13 protein-coding genes are annotated in these 15,924 nt (G+C 52.2%); 10 read left to right on the top strand and 3 right to left on the bottom strand.

The features are described 5' to 3' along the window. The first annotated feature begins 245 nt into the window (after positions 1-245). The 5 genes from MKY58_RS14035 to MKY58_RS14015 all read left to right on the top strand — a co-directional run bounded on the left by MKY58_RS14035 (position 246) and on the right by MKY58_RS14015 (position 5,839). On the top strand, positions 246-1,637 hold the full coding sequence (locus MKY58_RS14035; RefSeq protein WP_339320824.1) for an MATE family efflux transporter: 1,392 nt from the start codon (positions 246-248) through the stop codon (positions 1,635-1,637). A gap of 199 nt (positions 1,638-1,836) precedes the next feature. After that, positions 1,837-2,511, top strand: a complete 675-nt coding sequence (locus MKY58_RS14030; protein ID WP_339320823.1) for a PAS domain-containing protein — start codon at positions 1,837-1,839, stop codon at positions 2,509-2,511. Positions 2,512-2,522: 11 nt separating this feature from the next. Continuing rightward, complete coding sequence (locus MKY58_RS14025) at positions 2,523-3,698, top strand: MalY/PatB family protein (RefSeq protein WP_339320822.1); 1,176 nt, start codon at positions 2,523-2,525, stop codon at positions 3,696-3,698. Positions 3,699-3,731: 33 nt separating this feature from the next. Continuing rightward, positions 3,732-5,225, top strand: a complete 1,494-nt coding sequence (gene nhaC / locus MKY58_RS14020) for a Na+/H+ antiporter NhaC (RefSeq protein ID WP_339320821.1) — start codon at positions 3,732-3,734, stop codon at positions 5,223-5,225. A gap of 122 nt (positions 5,226-5,347) precedes the next feature. Then, positions 5,348-5,839: a GNAT family N-acetyltransferase gene (locus MKY58_RS14015; RefSeq protein WP_339320820.1), complete on the top strand. Its 492-nt coding sequence runs from the start codon at positions 5,348-5,350 to the stop codon at positions 5,837-5,839. Here the strand turns inward: MKY58_RS14015 and MKY58_RS14010 are convergent. Both MKY58_RS14010 and MKY58_RS14005 read right to left on the bottom strand, forming a co-directional pair. After that, positions 5,830-6,783 carry a metallophosphoesterase family protein gene (locus MKY58_RS14010; protein WP_339320819.1) on the bottom strand — a complete coding sequence of 318 codons (954 nt, stop codon included), beginning with the start codon at positions 6,781-6,783 and terminating at the stop codon, positions 5,830-5,832. The two genes, MKY58_RS14015 and MKY58_RS14010, sit on opposite strands and share 10 nt — an antisense overlap. A gap of 19 nt (positions 6,784-6,802) precedes the next feature. Then, positions 6,803-7,624 (bottom strand): alkaline phosphatase family protein, encoded by an 822-nt coding sequence (locus tag MKY58_RS14005; protein WP_339320818.1) that lies wholly within the window; start codon positions 7,622-7,624, stop codon positions 6,803-6,805. A 229-nt stretch (positions 7,625-7,853) separates the two neighbouring features. Here MKY58_RS14005 and MKY58_RS14000 point away from each other — a divergent pair, with 229 nt between their 5' ends. The 5 genes from MKY58_RS14000 (at position 7,854) to MKY58_RS13980 (ending at position 14,814) form a co-directional block, all read left to right on the top strand. After that, entirely contained in the window at positions 7,854-8,780 is a 927-nt protein-coding gene (locus MKY58_RS14000) for an ABC transporter permease subunit (protein WP_212950999.1), read from the top strand. 27 nt (positions 8,781-8,807) lie between these two features. After that, complete coding sequence (locus MKY58_RS13995) at positions 8,808-9,698, top strand: carbohydrate ABC transporter permease (RefSeq protein ID WP_339320817.1); 891 nt, start codon at positions 8,808-8,810, stop codon at positions 9,696-9,698. Between the two features lie 94 nt (positions 9,699-9,792). After that, positions 9,793-11,304, top strand: coding sequence for an ABC transporter substrate-binding protein (locus tag MKY58_RS13990; RefSeq protein ID WP_339325151.1), 1,512 nt, complete (start codon positions 9,793-9,795; stop codon positions 11,302-11,304). A 148-nt stretch (positions 11,305-11,452) separates the two neighbouring features. Continuing rightward, positions 11,453-13,204 (top strand): histidine kinase, encoded by a 1,752-nt coding sequence (locus MKY58_RS13985; RefSeq protein ID WP_339320816.1) that lies wholly within the window; start codon positions 11,453-11,455, stop codon positions 13,202-13,204. 23 nt (positions 13,205-13,227) lie between these two features. Next, positions 13,228-14,814 (top strand): helix-turn-helix domain-containing protein, encoded by a 1,587-nt coding sequence (locus tag MKY58_RS13980; protein WP_339320815.1) that lies wholly within the window; start codon positions 13,228-13,230, stop codon positions 14,812-14,814. Between the two features lie 59 nt (positions 14,815-14,873). Here MKY58_RS13980 and MKY58_RS13975 read toward each other — a convergent pair whose 3' ends face one another. Beyond that, positions 14,874-15,923 carry a Gfo/Idh/MocA family oxidoreductase gene (locus tag MKY58_RS13975; RefSeq protein ID WP_339320814.1) on the bottom strand — a complete coding sequence of 350 codons (1,050 nt, stop codon included), beginning with the start codon at positions 15,921-15,923 and terminating at the stop codon, positions 14,874-14,876. Between the last annotated feature and the right edge of the window lies 1 nt (position 15,924).

Below are 15,924 nucleotides of genomic sequence, written 5' to 3'. Positions count from 1 at the left end.
TTGTATTTCATTATATCACCCGATGAGCAGGTTTTCCATTTTCTGCCGAGTAGAACAACGATTAGGCGGACTCCGATACCTTTGTGGAAAATCGATTGCTGCGTTTTCCCGGCCCGTGAGGACTGTAAATTTTGCCGAATTTTTTTGTGATTTTCGCTTGGATTTTCAAGCCGCCGTTGCGGCCTGATTATGGTATGCTTTTAGACAGTCAAGCAAGTCAAATCCAGAGGAAAAGAAGGAATGTTATGGCGTTATGGGTTCGGGAATCTTCGTTCTACAGAAACTTTTTTAGGCTAACGCTGCTGATCGCGCTGCAGAACATCATTACGCTCGGCGTGAACCTGTCCGATAATTTGCTGCTGGGCGGCTACAGCGAATCGGCGTTGTCCGGGGTCGCGCTGGCGAATCAGATCCAGTTCGTTCTGCAAATGCTGGTGATGGGCGCGTCAGAGGGGCTGGTCATTTTGTCCGCCAGAAGCTGGGGCGCGAAAAACCTGGAAGCCGTCAAAAAAGCGGCCAGCATCGGCATGCGGATCGCGCTTTTTGTCAGCGTTGTCATGTGGATCCTCGTGTTTGCGTTTCCGCACGGCTGCATGTCGCTTTTTACGAATGAAACGCGCGTCATTGAAGAAGGGGCGGCTTACTTAAGAATCATTTGTTTTTCTTATGTGTTTTTTGCCGTGACCAATGTGCTGCTCGCATCGCTTCGCAGCGTCGAAATCGTGCGGATCGGATTCATCGTGTCTTTATCCACGCTGATCATCAACGTATGTTTGAATTACGTGCTGATCTACGGGCATTTCGGGTTTCCGCGCATGGGGGTTAGCGGCTCGGCGACGGCCACGCTGGCAGCCAGAATCATTGAAACCGTCATCGTCGTCATTTTCATCAAACGTTTCGATCGCAGGCTGATGCTTCGATTGAAGGATTTTTTCCAGATCGACAAGCCGTTGTTCGGCCAGTATTTGCGCATCGGTTCACCGATCTTGATGGCGAATTTGCTGTGGGCTTGCGCGATGGGGGCCCAGTCCGCCATTTTAGGGCACATGGGGGAAGCGGCGATTGCGGCCAACAGCGTGGCCACCACCGTATTCCAGCTCGTGACGGTCATTACGTACGCTTCGGCCAGCGCAACGGCGGTCGTGATCGGCAAGACGATCGGAGAAGGGCATGTCTCCAAAATCAAAACGTACAGCAAAACGCTCCAGCTATTATACCTATTCATCGGACTTGCGACGGGGCTCGTGCTTTTCGTTACGAAAGATTACGTGATGGATTTGTACGCGATTTCCAGCGACGCCAAGGTGCTTGCGGTCCACTTCATGACGGTATTGTCGATTACGGTCGTCGGCACCGCGTACCAAATGCCTGCACTCACCGGCATCGTCCGGAGCGGGGGAGATACAAAATTTGTGCTGTACAACGATTTTATATTCATGTGGCTGATCGTGCTGCCCGCTTCAGCGCTTTGCGCCTTCGTCTTCGAGCTGTCGCCGCTGATCACGTTCATTTGCCTTAAATGCGACCAAATTCTCAAATGCTTCGTTGCCTTGGTGAAGGTGAACCGTTTCCGGTGGATCAGAACGTTCGCCACGGATCCGAAAAACCGCGATGCGACCGAAAATGCTGCCATTTAAAGGGGGCTATTTTCCCGCTCATCAGCCTAATCAATCAGAAAAACTCCGCCAACCGCGCGGAGTTTTTTCTTTTCGCATTTTAGGGATTGAAACCGTTTTATGAATATAATATAATCTTATCAAGATAATAATTTATTATAACGATAATTTAAATGCAAACACATCTTTCAACGCTGGAAGAAAGGAACGGAATCGATCCATGAGCGAAAATCGGCAGTACCTTGAGAAGTTTTTTCCCATCGCTTCATTTATCGCCGCCATCGTCGGCCCGAAATGCGAAGTCGTCATCCATGATATCAGCGACTTGGAACGGTCCATTATTTTTATCGAAAACGGCCACATTACCGGGCGGAAAGTCGGAGACGCCTCTACCGACCTGGTGTTGAAGCTGCTTAAAACCGAAGCCTACCACGAGCAGCAATTCATCGCGAATTACAAAGCTTCCGGCAAGCTGGGGCAAAGCTTCAGGTCATCGACATATTTCATTAAAAACGACAGCGGCACCTTGGTTGGCCTGATGTGCTTGAACATCGACGTCACCCATATGGAGGTGGCCGCGGAATGGGTGCAGCATGTGCTGCAGGGCGGTTCGCTGGTTCCTCCGGCTGCCATCGATTCTCCCCAGGAGGACAAGCAGCAATCGAAGGAATATTTGCAGGGCAATGCAGACGATTTGCTGCAGCATATGATATCGAACGTGCTCGGCAAAATTACGATTCCGATCGACCGCCTGTCTTCCAAGGAGAAAATCGAAATCGTCAAGGAATTGAACGACCAAGGCGTATTTCTTCTAAAAGGCGGCGTTTCGCAAGTCGCGGCGTCTTTATCGATCTCGGAGCCGACGGTTTACCGGTATTTGCAAAAATTGAAATAGAAGGTGACAGCATGACATACGATTTTGATCGAATCATCAGCAGATTCGGAACGAACAGCGCCAAATGGGACGGAATGGCCCAGGCGCACGGCGAAGATATGATTGCGCTTTCCGTAGCGGATATGGATTTGCAGGCGCCGCCGAAGGTGGTCGAGCAAATGGTCGAATCGGCGCGGCACGGCATTTATGGATATACGGATCCGTTTCCGCCTTACTTTGAGGCTGTGCAGCATTGGCTGGACAAAGCTTACGGCTGGCAGGTTCCGCAGGAATGGATCGTGTTCAGTCCCCGCATCGTCCAGGCGGTGTCGATCCTGATCCAGAGGTTTACGAACGAAGACGACCGGATTTTGATCCATACGCCGGCTTATCAGCCGATTGCGAAAGCGGTTGCGATCAACGGCAGAAAGCTTGCGGAAAGCCCGCTTCGTCTGGTCGACGGCCGGTATGAAATCGACTTTGAGGATATGGAACGGCAAATGCAGCAAGGAGTAAAAATGGTGCTTCTGGTGTCGCCGCATAATCCGACGGGCCGGGTATGGACGCGGAAAGAGCTTGAACGCCTTGCAGAACTTTGCATCACATACGACGCGCTGATCGTGTCGGACGATATTCATGCGGATTTTATCCACGAAGGCCATGAGCATACGATCATCGCCAAATTATCGGAGGAGATCGCGGACCGTTCGATCATCTGCACTTCGCCGGGGAAAACCTTCAACCTCGCCAGCCTTGAAATCGCCAACATCGTCATTCCGAATGACGGGCTGCGGGAACGGTTTAAGGATGGATTGCAGCAAGCCGGAATGCACAATCCGACGTTTTTTGCGGTACCGGCTTTGGAGACGGCGTACACGGCATGCGATGACTGGCTGCAGGAGCTTCGCGCATATATTACCGACAATATTTCGTTTACGGAGTCGTTTATGGCCGAGCATATGCCGGAGTTGAAAGTGATGAAACCGGAAGGCACGTATTTGTTGTGGGTCGACTGTACGGCATGCATCCGGAATGAAAGCGATTTAGTGAAGTGGATAGAGGAACAAAGCAGGGTTAGCGTCAGCTTCGGAACATCCTTCGGGCAGGCCGGGGAAGGTTTTGTGCGCATCAACGTTGCGGCTCCAAGGCCGCTTCTTCGCGAAGCGCTGGAGCGCATGGCGGCACATTATCCTTTAAGCAAAAACTAACCAGATTTTTATCACACCCAGGGGGAATACAAAATGGCTGAGCCGAAACAAGTAAAAACCATCAAGAAACCGACATTATTCCTGGCCTTGCTTCCGATCATCACCATGGTTTTGCTGCTTTGCTTGGGATACGTCATGTTCGAGCTGCCGCCCGAGCCGCTGATCATCGCGTCAACGGTCGTCGCGGGCATCATCGCGATCAAGCTTGGATACAGCTACAACGATATTTTGGAATCCATTTCGCAAAAAATCGCCAAAACGATGCCGGCGATCCTCATCCTGATCTGCGTCGGTCTGATGATCGGCGCGTGGATGGTCGGCGGCACGATCCCGATGATGATTTATTACGGACTGAAAATCATTAACCCGCAATTTTTGCTGATTACCGCATTTCTTGTGACCTCCGTCGTTTCCATCTGTACCGGGACGTCCTGGGGATCGGCGGGCACGATCGGGGTAGCGTTTATGGGCGTCGGCGCAGGACTCGATGCCAACCTGGCTGCCGTAGCCGGCGCCGTCGTGGCCGGTGCGTACTTCGGGGACAAGCTGTCTCCGCTGTCGGATACGACGAATATCGCGTCTTTGTCCACGGGAGTGAACCTGTACGAGCATATCGGCCACCTTTTGTATACGACGCTGCCATCGTTTGTCGTCGCCGGGATCGTCTATGTCATTACGGGCCTGAACACGAACGGCGAAGGGGTCGCAATTCCCGAGAAAGTCGGCACGATCATGGATACGCTCAGCACGATTTATCATTGGAACTTCTGGCTCGTGATTCCGGTATTGATCGTTTTGTACGGCTCGATCCGCAAAAAACCGACGCTTCCGGTCATGCTGTTGTCTTCCGCATTTGCGATGGCAAACGCGCTCATTTTCCAAGGTTTCAATTTGCATGACGTCGTCAGCTCCGTGCTCAACGGATTCGACATTTCTATGGTTCATGCTCAAGGTTTCGATGCGGCGAAAGTCATTCCCGACATTCCGAAGCTGCTTAACCGCGGCGGCATGAACTCCATGATGGGAACGCTGCTCATCTGTTTCAGCGCAATCACGTTCGCGGGCACGATTTCGCTTACCAAATCGCTTGAGCTTATCGTCGATAAAATTTTGAAATTCGTTCGTTCCACGGGTTCCCTCATCGTAGCAACGATCGTCACCGGGTTGACGATGATCGGGGTAACGAGCAACGGTCAGGTTTCCATCCTGATGCCGGGCGAAATGCTGCGGGAAGCTTACATCCGCCGCGGCTTGCATCCGAAAAACCTGGGACGGACGATCGAAGACTCGGCCACGATCATCGAACCGATCCTGCCTTGGACGGCGGCCGGGGCTTACATGGCGGGCACGCTGGGCGTAGCAACGCTTTCGTATTTGCCATGGGCGATGCTGTGCTGGACGGGAATCATTTTCGCAACGATCTGGGGATTCACCGGATTCGGGATCGCGAAGTTGTCGCCGGAGCAGCAAAAAGAAATGATGAAAGAGTATGAGGAAAAGGATGCGGCCGAAGCGCAAAAAGCATAGCCGGAAAGCCGAGCCCTTATAAATGTTACGAATGGATCAAAAAGTAGCCATGGAGTGTTCAGATGACACCTTTCCATGGCTATTTCGTATATAGACAAGACATAAAGAAAAGAGGGATACCCATGAGTTTACACATCCGAGAAATTACCAAAGAGAACTGGAGCGATGCCGCAGCGTTATCCGTTTCAGCCGAACAGCAGCGTTTTATTGAGAGCAACGCGTTTTCGATGGCTGAGTGCTTATACGAGATGAACGCCGTCTCCGTCGGCCTGTACGATAACGATACGATGATCGGATTTGCCATGTACGGATGGCCGGACAGTAAGCAGCGGAGCGCGTGGCTCGACCGCTTCATGATCGACCGCAATTTCCAAGGAAAAGGTTACGCCAAACGATTTCTCCTGCACATGATTCGTTATATCGAACAGCAATACGATTGCAAGACCATCTATCTGAGCATTCATCCCGATAACGAGCATGCCAAAAGTCTTTATGAAGCCATTGGATTCCGGTTGAACGGGGAAATCGATAACGAGGGCGCCGTCCCAGGTCTGGTAATGGAACTCGATTTAGACGTTTTAGACGAGGTCCAACCTGGTGAGGGTCAGATCTGAAGCGCCCGTCCCTCCGGCCGATGTTCCGGCTGATCATGTATAAGCGAACCGTCTTCAAGATGAAGCCAGGTATCGAAGCTCCGCTGCCCTTCCGTCAGTTCAATGACCCGCGCTCCCGTCAGGAAAGGCTGACCCAAATAAGCGTTGCGGGTTGTGCGTCCGTAACAGAGACGGATACCATGCAGCGTTCCCCAGAAGTCATTTCCGTGGTCATGTCCGACGAACGTCCCCATGATATCTCCCATTTCCACCATGGCGGCAAAAAAGCCGGAGTTGATCCATGGCGCGCAGCAATATTTGTCGAGCTTTTGCCCATAACATACCGAAAAATCCCAAACGTCGTTGTATTCGGGAAGAGGAATATGGAAAAAGCCGAGGGAAGGGAGGGGGGAGCCTCCGTTCCTGACGGTCAACCGGTAAGAGGTTTCCGTATACCAGGCGATCTGGCTTCTGCGGATCCAATCGTAAAAACCTAACCGCAGGTGTTCCAGCGGCGAGTAACTCCCCGAATCGAGAAAATACAGCGCAGCCGCGGCCTGATGGTCTCTCCCCAAAATTTCGAGCACGTAATTTCCGGTTCCCTGGACATTCGGCGGATCGGGCTGCGCGTAGCAGTAACGATGGGCGAGCTGAAGGTTGTGCAGCTGTTCGCGCGTGATGTTCGGCGCCTCGGAATCATGGTTCCCGAACACGGCGGCCCACGGCACCTGCATCTCTTCAGGCACGGACACGGCGTCTTTGAACGCCTGTACCGGATCCGGACTTCCGCCGCTTGCGATCACATCCCCGGTATAAACCACCAGATCAGGCTTCTCCGCTTCCACGATTCTTTCCATCATTGCCTTCATCCGCGTTTCTTCTTCGCTTGCCCGCGAAAATTCCGTATCTGTAAACTGAACGATCTTAAATTTGCCGTCCGAATTAAAATGAAGTGATTTTCTCATGCCGGATTCCCGTCCTTATTCATTGAAGGAAAGAAGGGAGTTTGGCATCCCAGCTCTCCGGACGTTTGAGACCCAGCGCATGCGCAGCCACGGCAGCCGTATCCACGATATACAAGCCCGATACTTCCGTGCCGGGTTCAACCCCGGGTGCCACGCAGCCCCAGAACACGTTTTTATCCATCGGATGGTCGCTGCCATGGCTGTACTTGTTGTCTCCGCCGCCGCCATGGTCGGTAAGGAGTATGATGAGGCTGTCCTCCAGCAGACCCAATCTCTCGATGGCGCCAAGCACGCGTCCGAACAATTCGTCGTTTTTGGAGATCGCCTGCAAGTACAGCTTGGAGTCCGGGCCGTAGCCGAATTTATGCCCTGCCGCATCCGGCTCGTCGAGCTGCATGAACAACAGCTTCACGTCGCGGTTTTGTTCCAGGTAGGATTCGATGGCGCCGACAAGTTCCGCATCCGGCAGCGATTCCTTATGTATCCCTAGATTTTCCTCAATAATTCCGCTGTTGATCGGTCTCCAGCTGGAGAAGGCGGCCAGCTTCGCTTCGGGCCACGCTTCCCGCGCCAAACGGAAGATGGAAGGGTACGGGGAATCGGCAGGGAACGTAGCCGTCGCGGCCACTTCATTATTTAATTGATGTTTTTCCGGCGTTACTCCGTGAAGGATCGAACCCCAGCATTCCGCGCTGATCGTCGGCGATTGCGCCTGCGCCATGTAGGTGTACGCCCCTTTTTTCAAAAATGCGTCAATGATCGGGGTTTCGGTGTTTTGAATGAAGTTTCCGGCCCCGTCCATCCCCAAAATAAATACCCGCTGAATTCCGTTGCTGCCCATGAATCGAAATACCTCCCTCGGATGAAATATAATGAAAGCGTTATTATGACCCCTAGCATATAGAGTACGGCGAAGGCTGTCAATAACTTCTGGCCAACTCGCCGGGCATGTTCGGAAGAAGTCATGATCGTGGCATCAGAAAGTCACGAAGATGGTGGTAAACCGGACGAACCGCAAGATAAAATGTGGATGAAAAGGTTTACATGACATGCTGCGAAGGGGCTGGAACATGAGGAATACGTCATATCTGCGAAGAAGCTTAAAAAAGTATAAGTGGCTGCTGTTGATGACGCTGCCCGGGGTCGTATATTTGTTCATCAACAACTATATCCCGATGTACGGCGTGATCCTTGCGTTCAAAAACTACAATTACGTCGACGGCATCTGGGGAAGCGAGTGGGCGGGACTCGATAACTTCAAATTCCTGTTCAATTCGGAAAACGCGTACGTCATCACGCGGAATACCTTTCTGTACAACTTCGTTTTTATCGTGCTGAATTTGGTTTTGTCGGTTTTTGTCGCGCTGCTGATCAACGAGATCAAGGATAAGGTGATCAGCCGATTTTACCAAAGCACGTTTTTGCTGCCCCATATCATTTCGATGGTCGTCGTGGCCTACCTGGTATACAGCTTCCTGAACGTGGACAGCGGTCTCGTCAACCGGCTGCTGATCAAATGGTTCGGGGCGGAAGCCGTCTCCTGGTACGGGGAACCGAAATACTGGCCGTACATCCTGGTCATCGTCAATGCATGGAAAAACGTCGGCTATTTGTCGATCATCTACTTCGCTTCCATCATCGGCATCGACAAGGAATATTACGAAGCGGCCACGATCGACGGCGCAAGCAAGTGGAAGCAGATGACCCGGATCACCATCCCGCTCATTTTGCCCGTCATCACCACGATGACGCTGCTGGCGGTCAGCGGCATTTTGCGGTCGGACTTCGGCTTGTTCTACCAGGTGCCGATGAACACGGGAGCGCTTATTCCGACAACGAATACGATCGATACCTTCGTGTACCGCGCTATGGTTCAATCCGGCGATATCGGCATGTCCACGGCCGCGGGATTCTACCAATCCGTCGTCTGCTTCGTGCTCATCCTGGTTGCGAACGCGGCGGTCAGACGCATCAACAAACGGGATGCCTTATTCTAAGACCGGGAGAGGAGACACAGTGAGGAAATGAACATAATGAAACGCATCGGACCTGCCTTGATCCACCTGTTTTTTTGGGGATTCACCATCGCATCCTTGGTTCCTTTTTTATTGGTGTTCATGGTGTCCATTTCGAGCGAGGACTCCATTTTGAAAAACGGCTATTCCTTGTTTCCGAGCACAATCAGCTTTGCGGCCTATCAGTTTTTGTTCAACGATTTTTCGGAAATCGCCAAAGCTTACGGGGTCACGATTGTGAGCACGCTCATCGGGACGGTCGTCAGCCTGATGATCACCGCGATGTTTGCGTATCCGCTGTCGAGGCCGGATCTGCCGTTTCGGCGCACACTTTCCTTCTATATCTTTTTTACGATGTTGTTCGGCGGGGGCATGGTGCCCTGGTACATTACCTATGTCAACATGTTCGACATGAAAAACACGATTTTCGCGATGATCATCCCGAACCTGCTGTTGAGCGCGTTTAACGTGCTGCTGATGCGAAGCTTTTTCGCTTCGAGCATTCCGGAGTCGGTCATCGAATCGGCAACGATCGACGGCGCGGGCGAGCTCAAAATCTTCTTCAAAATCGTCGTTCCGCTCTCGCTGCCCATCATGGCGACGATCGGGCTGTTTAATACGCTGTCCTACTGGAACGATTGGTACAACTGCATGCTGTTTATCGACAAGCCGGAGCTGTACAATATCCAGTATTTGATGACCAAAACGCTGACGAATATCCAGTATCTTTTGATGAAATCCAACAGCACGGCCCAGGTCGGGGAACTGCTTGCCAAAATGCCGCAGGAAACCGTCCGCATGGCGCTTGCCGTCGTCGGGATCGCCCCTTTATTGTTCGCTTACCCGTTTTTCCAAAAGTACTACATCAGCGGGATTACGAGCGGCGCAGTCAAAGGTTGATATACCTTATTACGCAGGAGGGGGTGGGACAAACGTCTTCGATGCATCTCCATGAATTCCAAAAGCCATTATCGAGAGGGGAACGTCAGTGAACATGAAAAAAGCCTATCATTTGGTTCTGATGATCATGCTGAGCAGTATGCTGGCTTTGGCAGGCTGCGGCAAAGGGGATTCCGGCAAGCCGGCGGATTCCGCATCGGCAGGGGGAAGCGGTTCGGACGCGGGGCTGAAGCCTTACAAAATTACGCTCGTCTATCCGGCCACGGCGCCTAAAGATTTGCAGCTGGTGCAGGATGAAATGAGCAAATATTTGACCGAAAAAATCAATGCCACGATCGAGCTCAAGCCGATCGAATGGGCGTCCTGGGACGACAAAACCAACCTGATGAAAATTTCGAACGAACCGTTCGACCTGATGTTTACGGCCAGCTGGTTCTCTTACGCGAAGGATGCCGCCAAAGGGCAATACTTGGAGCTCGACGAGCTCATGTCCCAATACGGCAAAGATATTCCCGGCGTTCTCGGCGAAGATTTTATCAAAGGTTCGAGAATCGACGGCAAGCTGTTTGCGCTTCCGACCAAAAAGGAGTTCGGACAAGGGTTCGGTTTTCTGTTCGACAAAAAGCTGGTGGACAAATACAAGTTCGATACCAGCGGCGTAAAATCCCTGGAAGACCTGGAAGCGATATTCAAAACGATCAAAGAGAACGAACCCGGCGTGACGCCGATCGTATCCAGCAAATTCACGAATATTTGGGAGGCGGCCAACTATGACGGGGTCGTCGCCAATCTTGCCATTCCGCGGGGAAGCAAGGAACTGAAAGTGGTGGATACGCTCGAAGATCCGAAGTTCATCGACTTCTACAAACGGATGCATCAGTGGAATCAGAACGGCTGGTTCGACAAGGACATTTTGACTTCCGACGCGGACCAAGGCGTCAACATGATTAAAGCAGGCAAGGCGTTTGCGGTGGCCCAATCGTTGAAACCGGGCAAAGACAAGGAAATGAGCGTAAGCGCGGGCGTCGAACTGGTGCAGGTGGAAACGGCGGAGCCGTTCACGACGACCGGCGACGCGCAAGGCGCGATGCTCGGCATCTCGCGGACTTCCAAGGACCCTGCGCGGGCGATGATGTTCCTGAATTTGCTTTACACCGATCCGAAGCTGCTCAACATGCTGGATTGGGGGATCGAAGGCAAACATTACGTCAAAAAGTCCGAAAACATGATCGATTATCCGGAAGGCGTCAACGCGGACAACCAAGGATATCCGAATCCGGGCGGTTGGATGTTCGGCAACCAGTTCAATTCGTACCTTTGGGCCAACGAGGATCCGAACAAATGGGAAGAGTTCAAGAAATTCAACGAAAGATCGGAGCATTCCATCGCCCTCGGGTTTGCGTTCAACCAGGAACCCGTGAAGTCGGAGCTGGCCTCGATCAGCAACGTGGAGCAAGAATTCGGATCGACTTTGAGATCGGGCGCAGCCGATCCGGAAGAGATCATCGCCAAGTGGAAGAAAAAACGCGATGCGGCAGGCTTCGCAAAAGTGAAGGCGGAAGTGGAAAAACAGCTTGCCGAATGGGCCAAAACCCAAAGCAAGTAACAGAAACGGATGACGCAACATCGGGAATTTCCGAAGGCGGGACTATGGATTGGAGTCCTTCGTCAGGGATTCCCTTTTTTTCCGTATGTCACTATACTCAAAAGGTGGGGATCGATCCTACTATTTTTTGAAAGAGCCGGGGAAGTGGATGAAACTGCTGAACATTAAACATTCGCTACGCTTCAAGCTGATAATCGGTTTCGTTACGGTGGCGGTTCCGCTCGTGGCGCTGCTTCTGTACAACAACTATTATGCTTCCAACACGATCCGGGAACAGGTGGCCGATTCGAACAAAAACTCGATGATTCTTTATTCCCATCAAATCGAAGCGGCACTGAACAAAGAAACGAATTTTTTGTACAACATCGCCCTGGAAGACCCGAATATCGTTGCGTTTTCGCAGCTGCGTGAACATACGGACGAGTATTACCTGGCCAAAGCAAGGATTTTGAATACGCTTACGAGGTATCACCGGTTCGATAAAAGCGTCGATCTGCAATTCATCTATTCGGTGAACAAACAGGATCTGTTTCATACGCCGATCAAAACCTCGTCTTATGAAGAATTGGAATCGATCAAAACGACCATCGAAAAGCTGGTCAAAAGCGTCCGTCCCGAAAGCGAATATTTCAGGGAATGGAAGGCGGTCGAATACGGTCCGGACCGATTTGCGCTGATCCGTTTGGTCGATGCGGGGGACGGGTTTTATCTCGGCGCTTTCGTACAGCTCGAAAATTTGATGATCCCGCTGGACCTGATCCATTTGGAGGACGGATTCGCCGGCTTCGTCAATCGCCAAGGAGAATTGATCACCAACGCGGCGGCCCTCGGGCGGCATAGGCTGGATATTTCGCTCGCTTCCGAGGCAAACGAGGTCTATCAGGTCGTCCGGAAGGATGACCGGAAATATGTCGTCGTCATGAATCCCATCCAGGGAACGGACGTCATCTTGAGCGCGTTTGTGCCGGAATCCCAGATGCTGAAAAACTTATATCATTTTCGCAGGGTCATCGTCCTCATCTCCATTGCGGCACTGATTACGCTGATCATTTATTTGGTCTACCTCAACGATATTTTATTAAAGCCGTTGAACAATCTGGTGCGCGGGATGCGGCGGATCAAACACGGGGACTGGGAAACGCGCCTGCATTCATCGAAGGCGAAGGAGTTTGCCATCATCAACGAAACGTTCAACGGCATGGCAGCCGAAATCCATGACCTCAAAATCAGCGTATATGAAGAACAGATCAAAGCCCATAAAGCCGAGCTTAAACATTTGCAGCTGCAAATCAACCCTCATTTTTTATTGAACTCGATCAACATCGTATACAATTTGGCCGAAATCAAAAATTACGGCGTCATACAGCTTATGTGCATGAATCTGGTCAAATATTTCCGTTTTACGACCAAAACCCATCAGGTTGCCGTGACGATCGCCGAAGAAATGGAGCATATGGAAAGCTACATCAAAATTCAGCAGGTCCGTTTCCCGGAGCGCATCACTTATGCGTTTCACATCGCCGAACAGGCGGAGAAGGCGGCCATCCCTCCGCTGCTCATCCAGCCGTTCATCGAAAATGCGATCAAATACGGGTTTGATTTCATGGATCATCCGTTCCATATCGGCATCGAAGTCCGTTTCATCGGTTCGGACCAATTGGAGATCGTCATCCAAGACAACGGAAACGGCTTCTCTGCGGACGTGCTGTCCCAGCTTCAATCGGGAGGCTTGAAGGCCAATCGGGACGGGCAGCATTTGGGCATATCGAACGTGCAGTACCGGCTGAAGCATATTTTCGGGCAAAAAGCATCCTTGGAATTCGATAACGCCCCGGACGGCGGGGCCCGAATCAGAATCATACTTCCATTCCGGACCGTAGAACAGTTTACTTCATATTGATGAATGAAATGGGGGAGCAAAGGATGTATAAGGCATTGATCGTCGATGATGAAATCTATGCGGTAATGGGAATCAAGAGCGGGGTGAATTGGCAGGAACTGCGGGTGTCGGAAGTCTATGAAGCGTACAACATGAGGGATGCCTTGCGCGTTTTCGAACGGACCCCGATCGATATCATGATCTGCGACATCGAGATGCCGAAAGGAACGGGGATCGAGCTGCTGGAACGCGTGAACGAAATCTCGCCCGAAACGGAGACGATTTTTCTGACGGCCCATTCGGCGTTCGATTTCATGAAGCGGGCGATCCAGCTGGACGGGTTCGATTACCTGCTGAAGCCGGTCGAATTCGACGTGCTGCAGGAGACGATATCCAAGGCGCTGGCTTCGATCGAAGAAGAGCGGGAATTGCATCAATTGCGAAAACAGTACAAGCCCTATTATGACATGTGGCGGAAGAAAAAGTCGCTGATCGTGGACAAGTTTTGGAATGACCTGTTTTCGGGCAGAATCGTGTGCACCCCCGACAACGCGGCCGGCATTCTGGAAGAACATGAGCTGTCGGATTTGAAGGATGCCGTGTTTCTTCCGGTTCTCGTCAGCGTGGAATCCTGGCTGCGCGAGTTCAGCACCAAAGACGAGGAAATCATGGAATACGCGGTACGCAAAGGGGCGGCCGAAATGCTGCTGCCTGCCGGAGGCGGCGAGGTCATTCAAACGAAGCAGGGCGTGAACGTGGTCGTCATCGTAGGCGAGACCGGGGAGGATGGATTGGCGGATCTTCGTTCCCGCTGCGAAAAATACGTGCAGAACTGCCATAAATATTTCGGATGCAATCTTTCCTGCTACATTGGAAGAAGCTCCGGTTTGTACGAGGTCGCGGACACTTACAAGCAGCTGCTGGAGCTTGAATACAACAATTTGAACAAGTCCAATCAAGTGTATTCCCTTGCATCGCAAGGCCCCGATCCGATCCAAACGATGATCCCGCGGATCTCGACCTGGACGATTCTTTTGGAGCAGGGGAAGCTGGAGGAGCTTCAAAAGGAAATCCGAAGCCGCATCGCGGAGTTGAAGGGGATGGAAGGGCTTTCCTTGGCGAAGCTTGAAGGATTCCGCCATGAATTTATGCAGATGGTGCATTATATCCTTCATAAAAACGGGTTGTCCGCCTACGAGCTGTTCCAGCAGCAGGAAGGAATCCTGCTGAACGCCCAGCCAAGAAACCTCGAGCAGCTGGAGGCGTCGGCCCTCCATATGGCAGGCATCATTTATCATGAACTGCATCAGAACAACTCCGTCATTCAAAGGGTCCAGTATTACATTAAAGAGCGTTTGAACGAGCCGATCACCCGGGAGCAGCTGGCGAGCTACGTGCATTTGAATCCTGCGTATTTATCCCGGCTGTTCAAACGCGAAGTCGGCGAATCGATTACGGACTACATTTTGCATGAGCGGATGGCGCTGGCCAAAGATTTGATCGCAAACTCCTCCATGCCGATTTCCGACGTGGCCAAAGCGTTGGGTTACCACAACTTTTCGCATTTTTCAAAAATGTTCCGCAAAGTGCATGACGCTTCGCCGCAGCAGTTCAGACAGCTGTCGGTGTGATGCCGGCAAAACAGACAAAAGGACCTTGGCTGAAGGCCAAGGATCCTTTTTTGCTTTTTCTAACGATGGACCGCATTCATCCATTCCGCGATGCGCACCTTGTTTCCGGTTTTTGCGCTTTCCAGCGCCGCGAGCACCATCGCCATGCTGTAGAGATTATCGCTGCAGTCCGTTTCGGGTTTGCGGTTTTCGTCCAATGCGGCGAACATTTCGTCCAGGCAGCCGTGATGGAACGTGTGTTTCATCTCCACGGTTTTGCCGGAAATCCGCTCGTAATCCCGCACGAATTTGCCCGTCTGATCCTTGTCAGCCACCACTTCGGCGAAGGGTTCGCCTTGCCCGTCCCACATCGCCGTTCCCCGTTCCCCGGTGACGCGCCATGCCGCTTCCCAGGAAGTTGGAGCTCCCTCGGCGCACCAGGAGCCGCGGTAATCGAATACGGACCCGTCCGACATTTCGAAAATGCAGATGGCCATGGCGTTCCCCGCGTACCACGAGCCGGGGGGATTAAATTCATGGCAATATACGGTCAGCGGGTCCGCTCCCGAAATGAATCTGGCCTGGTCGAAGGTATGAATGGCCATATCCACCAGCAGCGGACTGGCCATCGCTTCCCGGAATCCGCCGAAATGCGGGCCGAGGAAAAAGTCGGCCCCGATAAATCCCGGCCGGCCGATCGTCCCCTCCGCAATGAGATTCCGGAATGCGCGGATGCGCGGATCGTAGCGGCGGTTTTGCATGACGGCATGCGTCCGCCCCGTGCGTTTCGCCGTATGAACGATGTCCAAGCAATCCTGCATCGACTCTGCCAAGGGTTTTTCCGCAAACACGTGGCAGCCCAGCTCAAGAGCCGCGATCCCGACCGAATGGTGGCTTGACGGGATGGTGACGTCGAAAACCAGATTGGCTCCGGTTGACGTAATGGCCTCTTTTACATCCGTAAACGCGGGACATCGCAAGCCTTTGCGTTCGGCCATGGCCTCTGCCGATTCCGGACGGATATCCACCAAACCGACAATTTCCGTATCTTCCCTGCTTAGGGCATAATCGACCCAGGTATTCGCCATGCTCCCGCAGCCGGCCACGACGACCCGATGCTTGATTGTCATC

This window comes from Paenibacillus sp. FSL W8-0194 (assembly GCF_037969745.1).
Classification (GTDB): domain Bacteria; phylum Bacillota; class Bacilli; order Paenibacillales; family Paenibacillaceae; genus Paenibacillus_AQ; species Paenibacillus_AQ cookii.
This window is presented reverse-complemented; position numbering and strand designations above follow the sequence as displayed.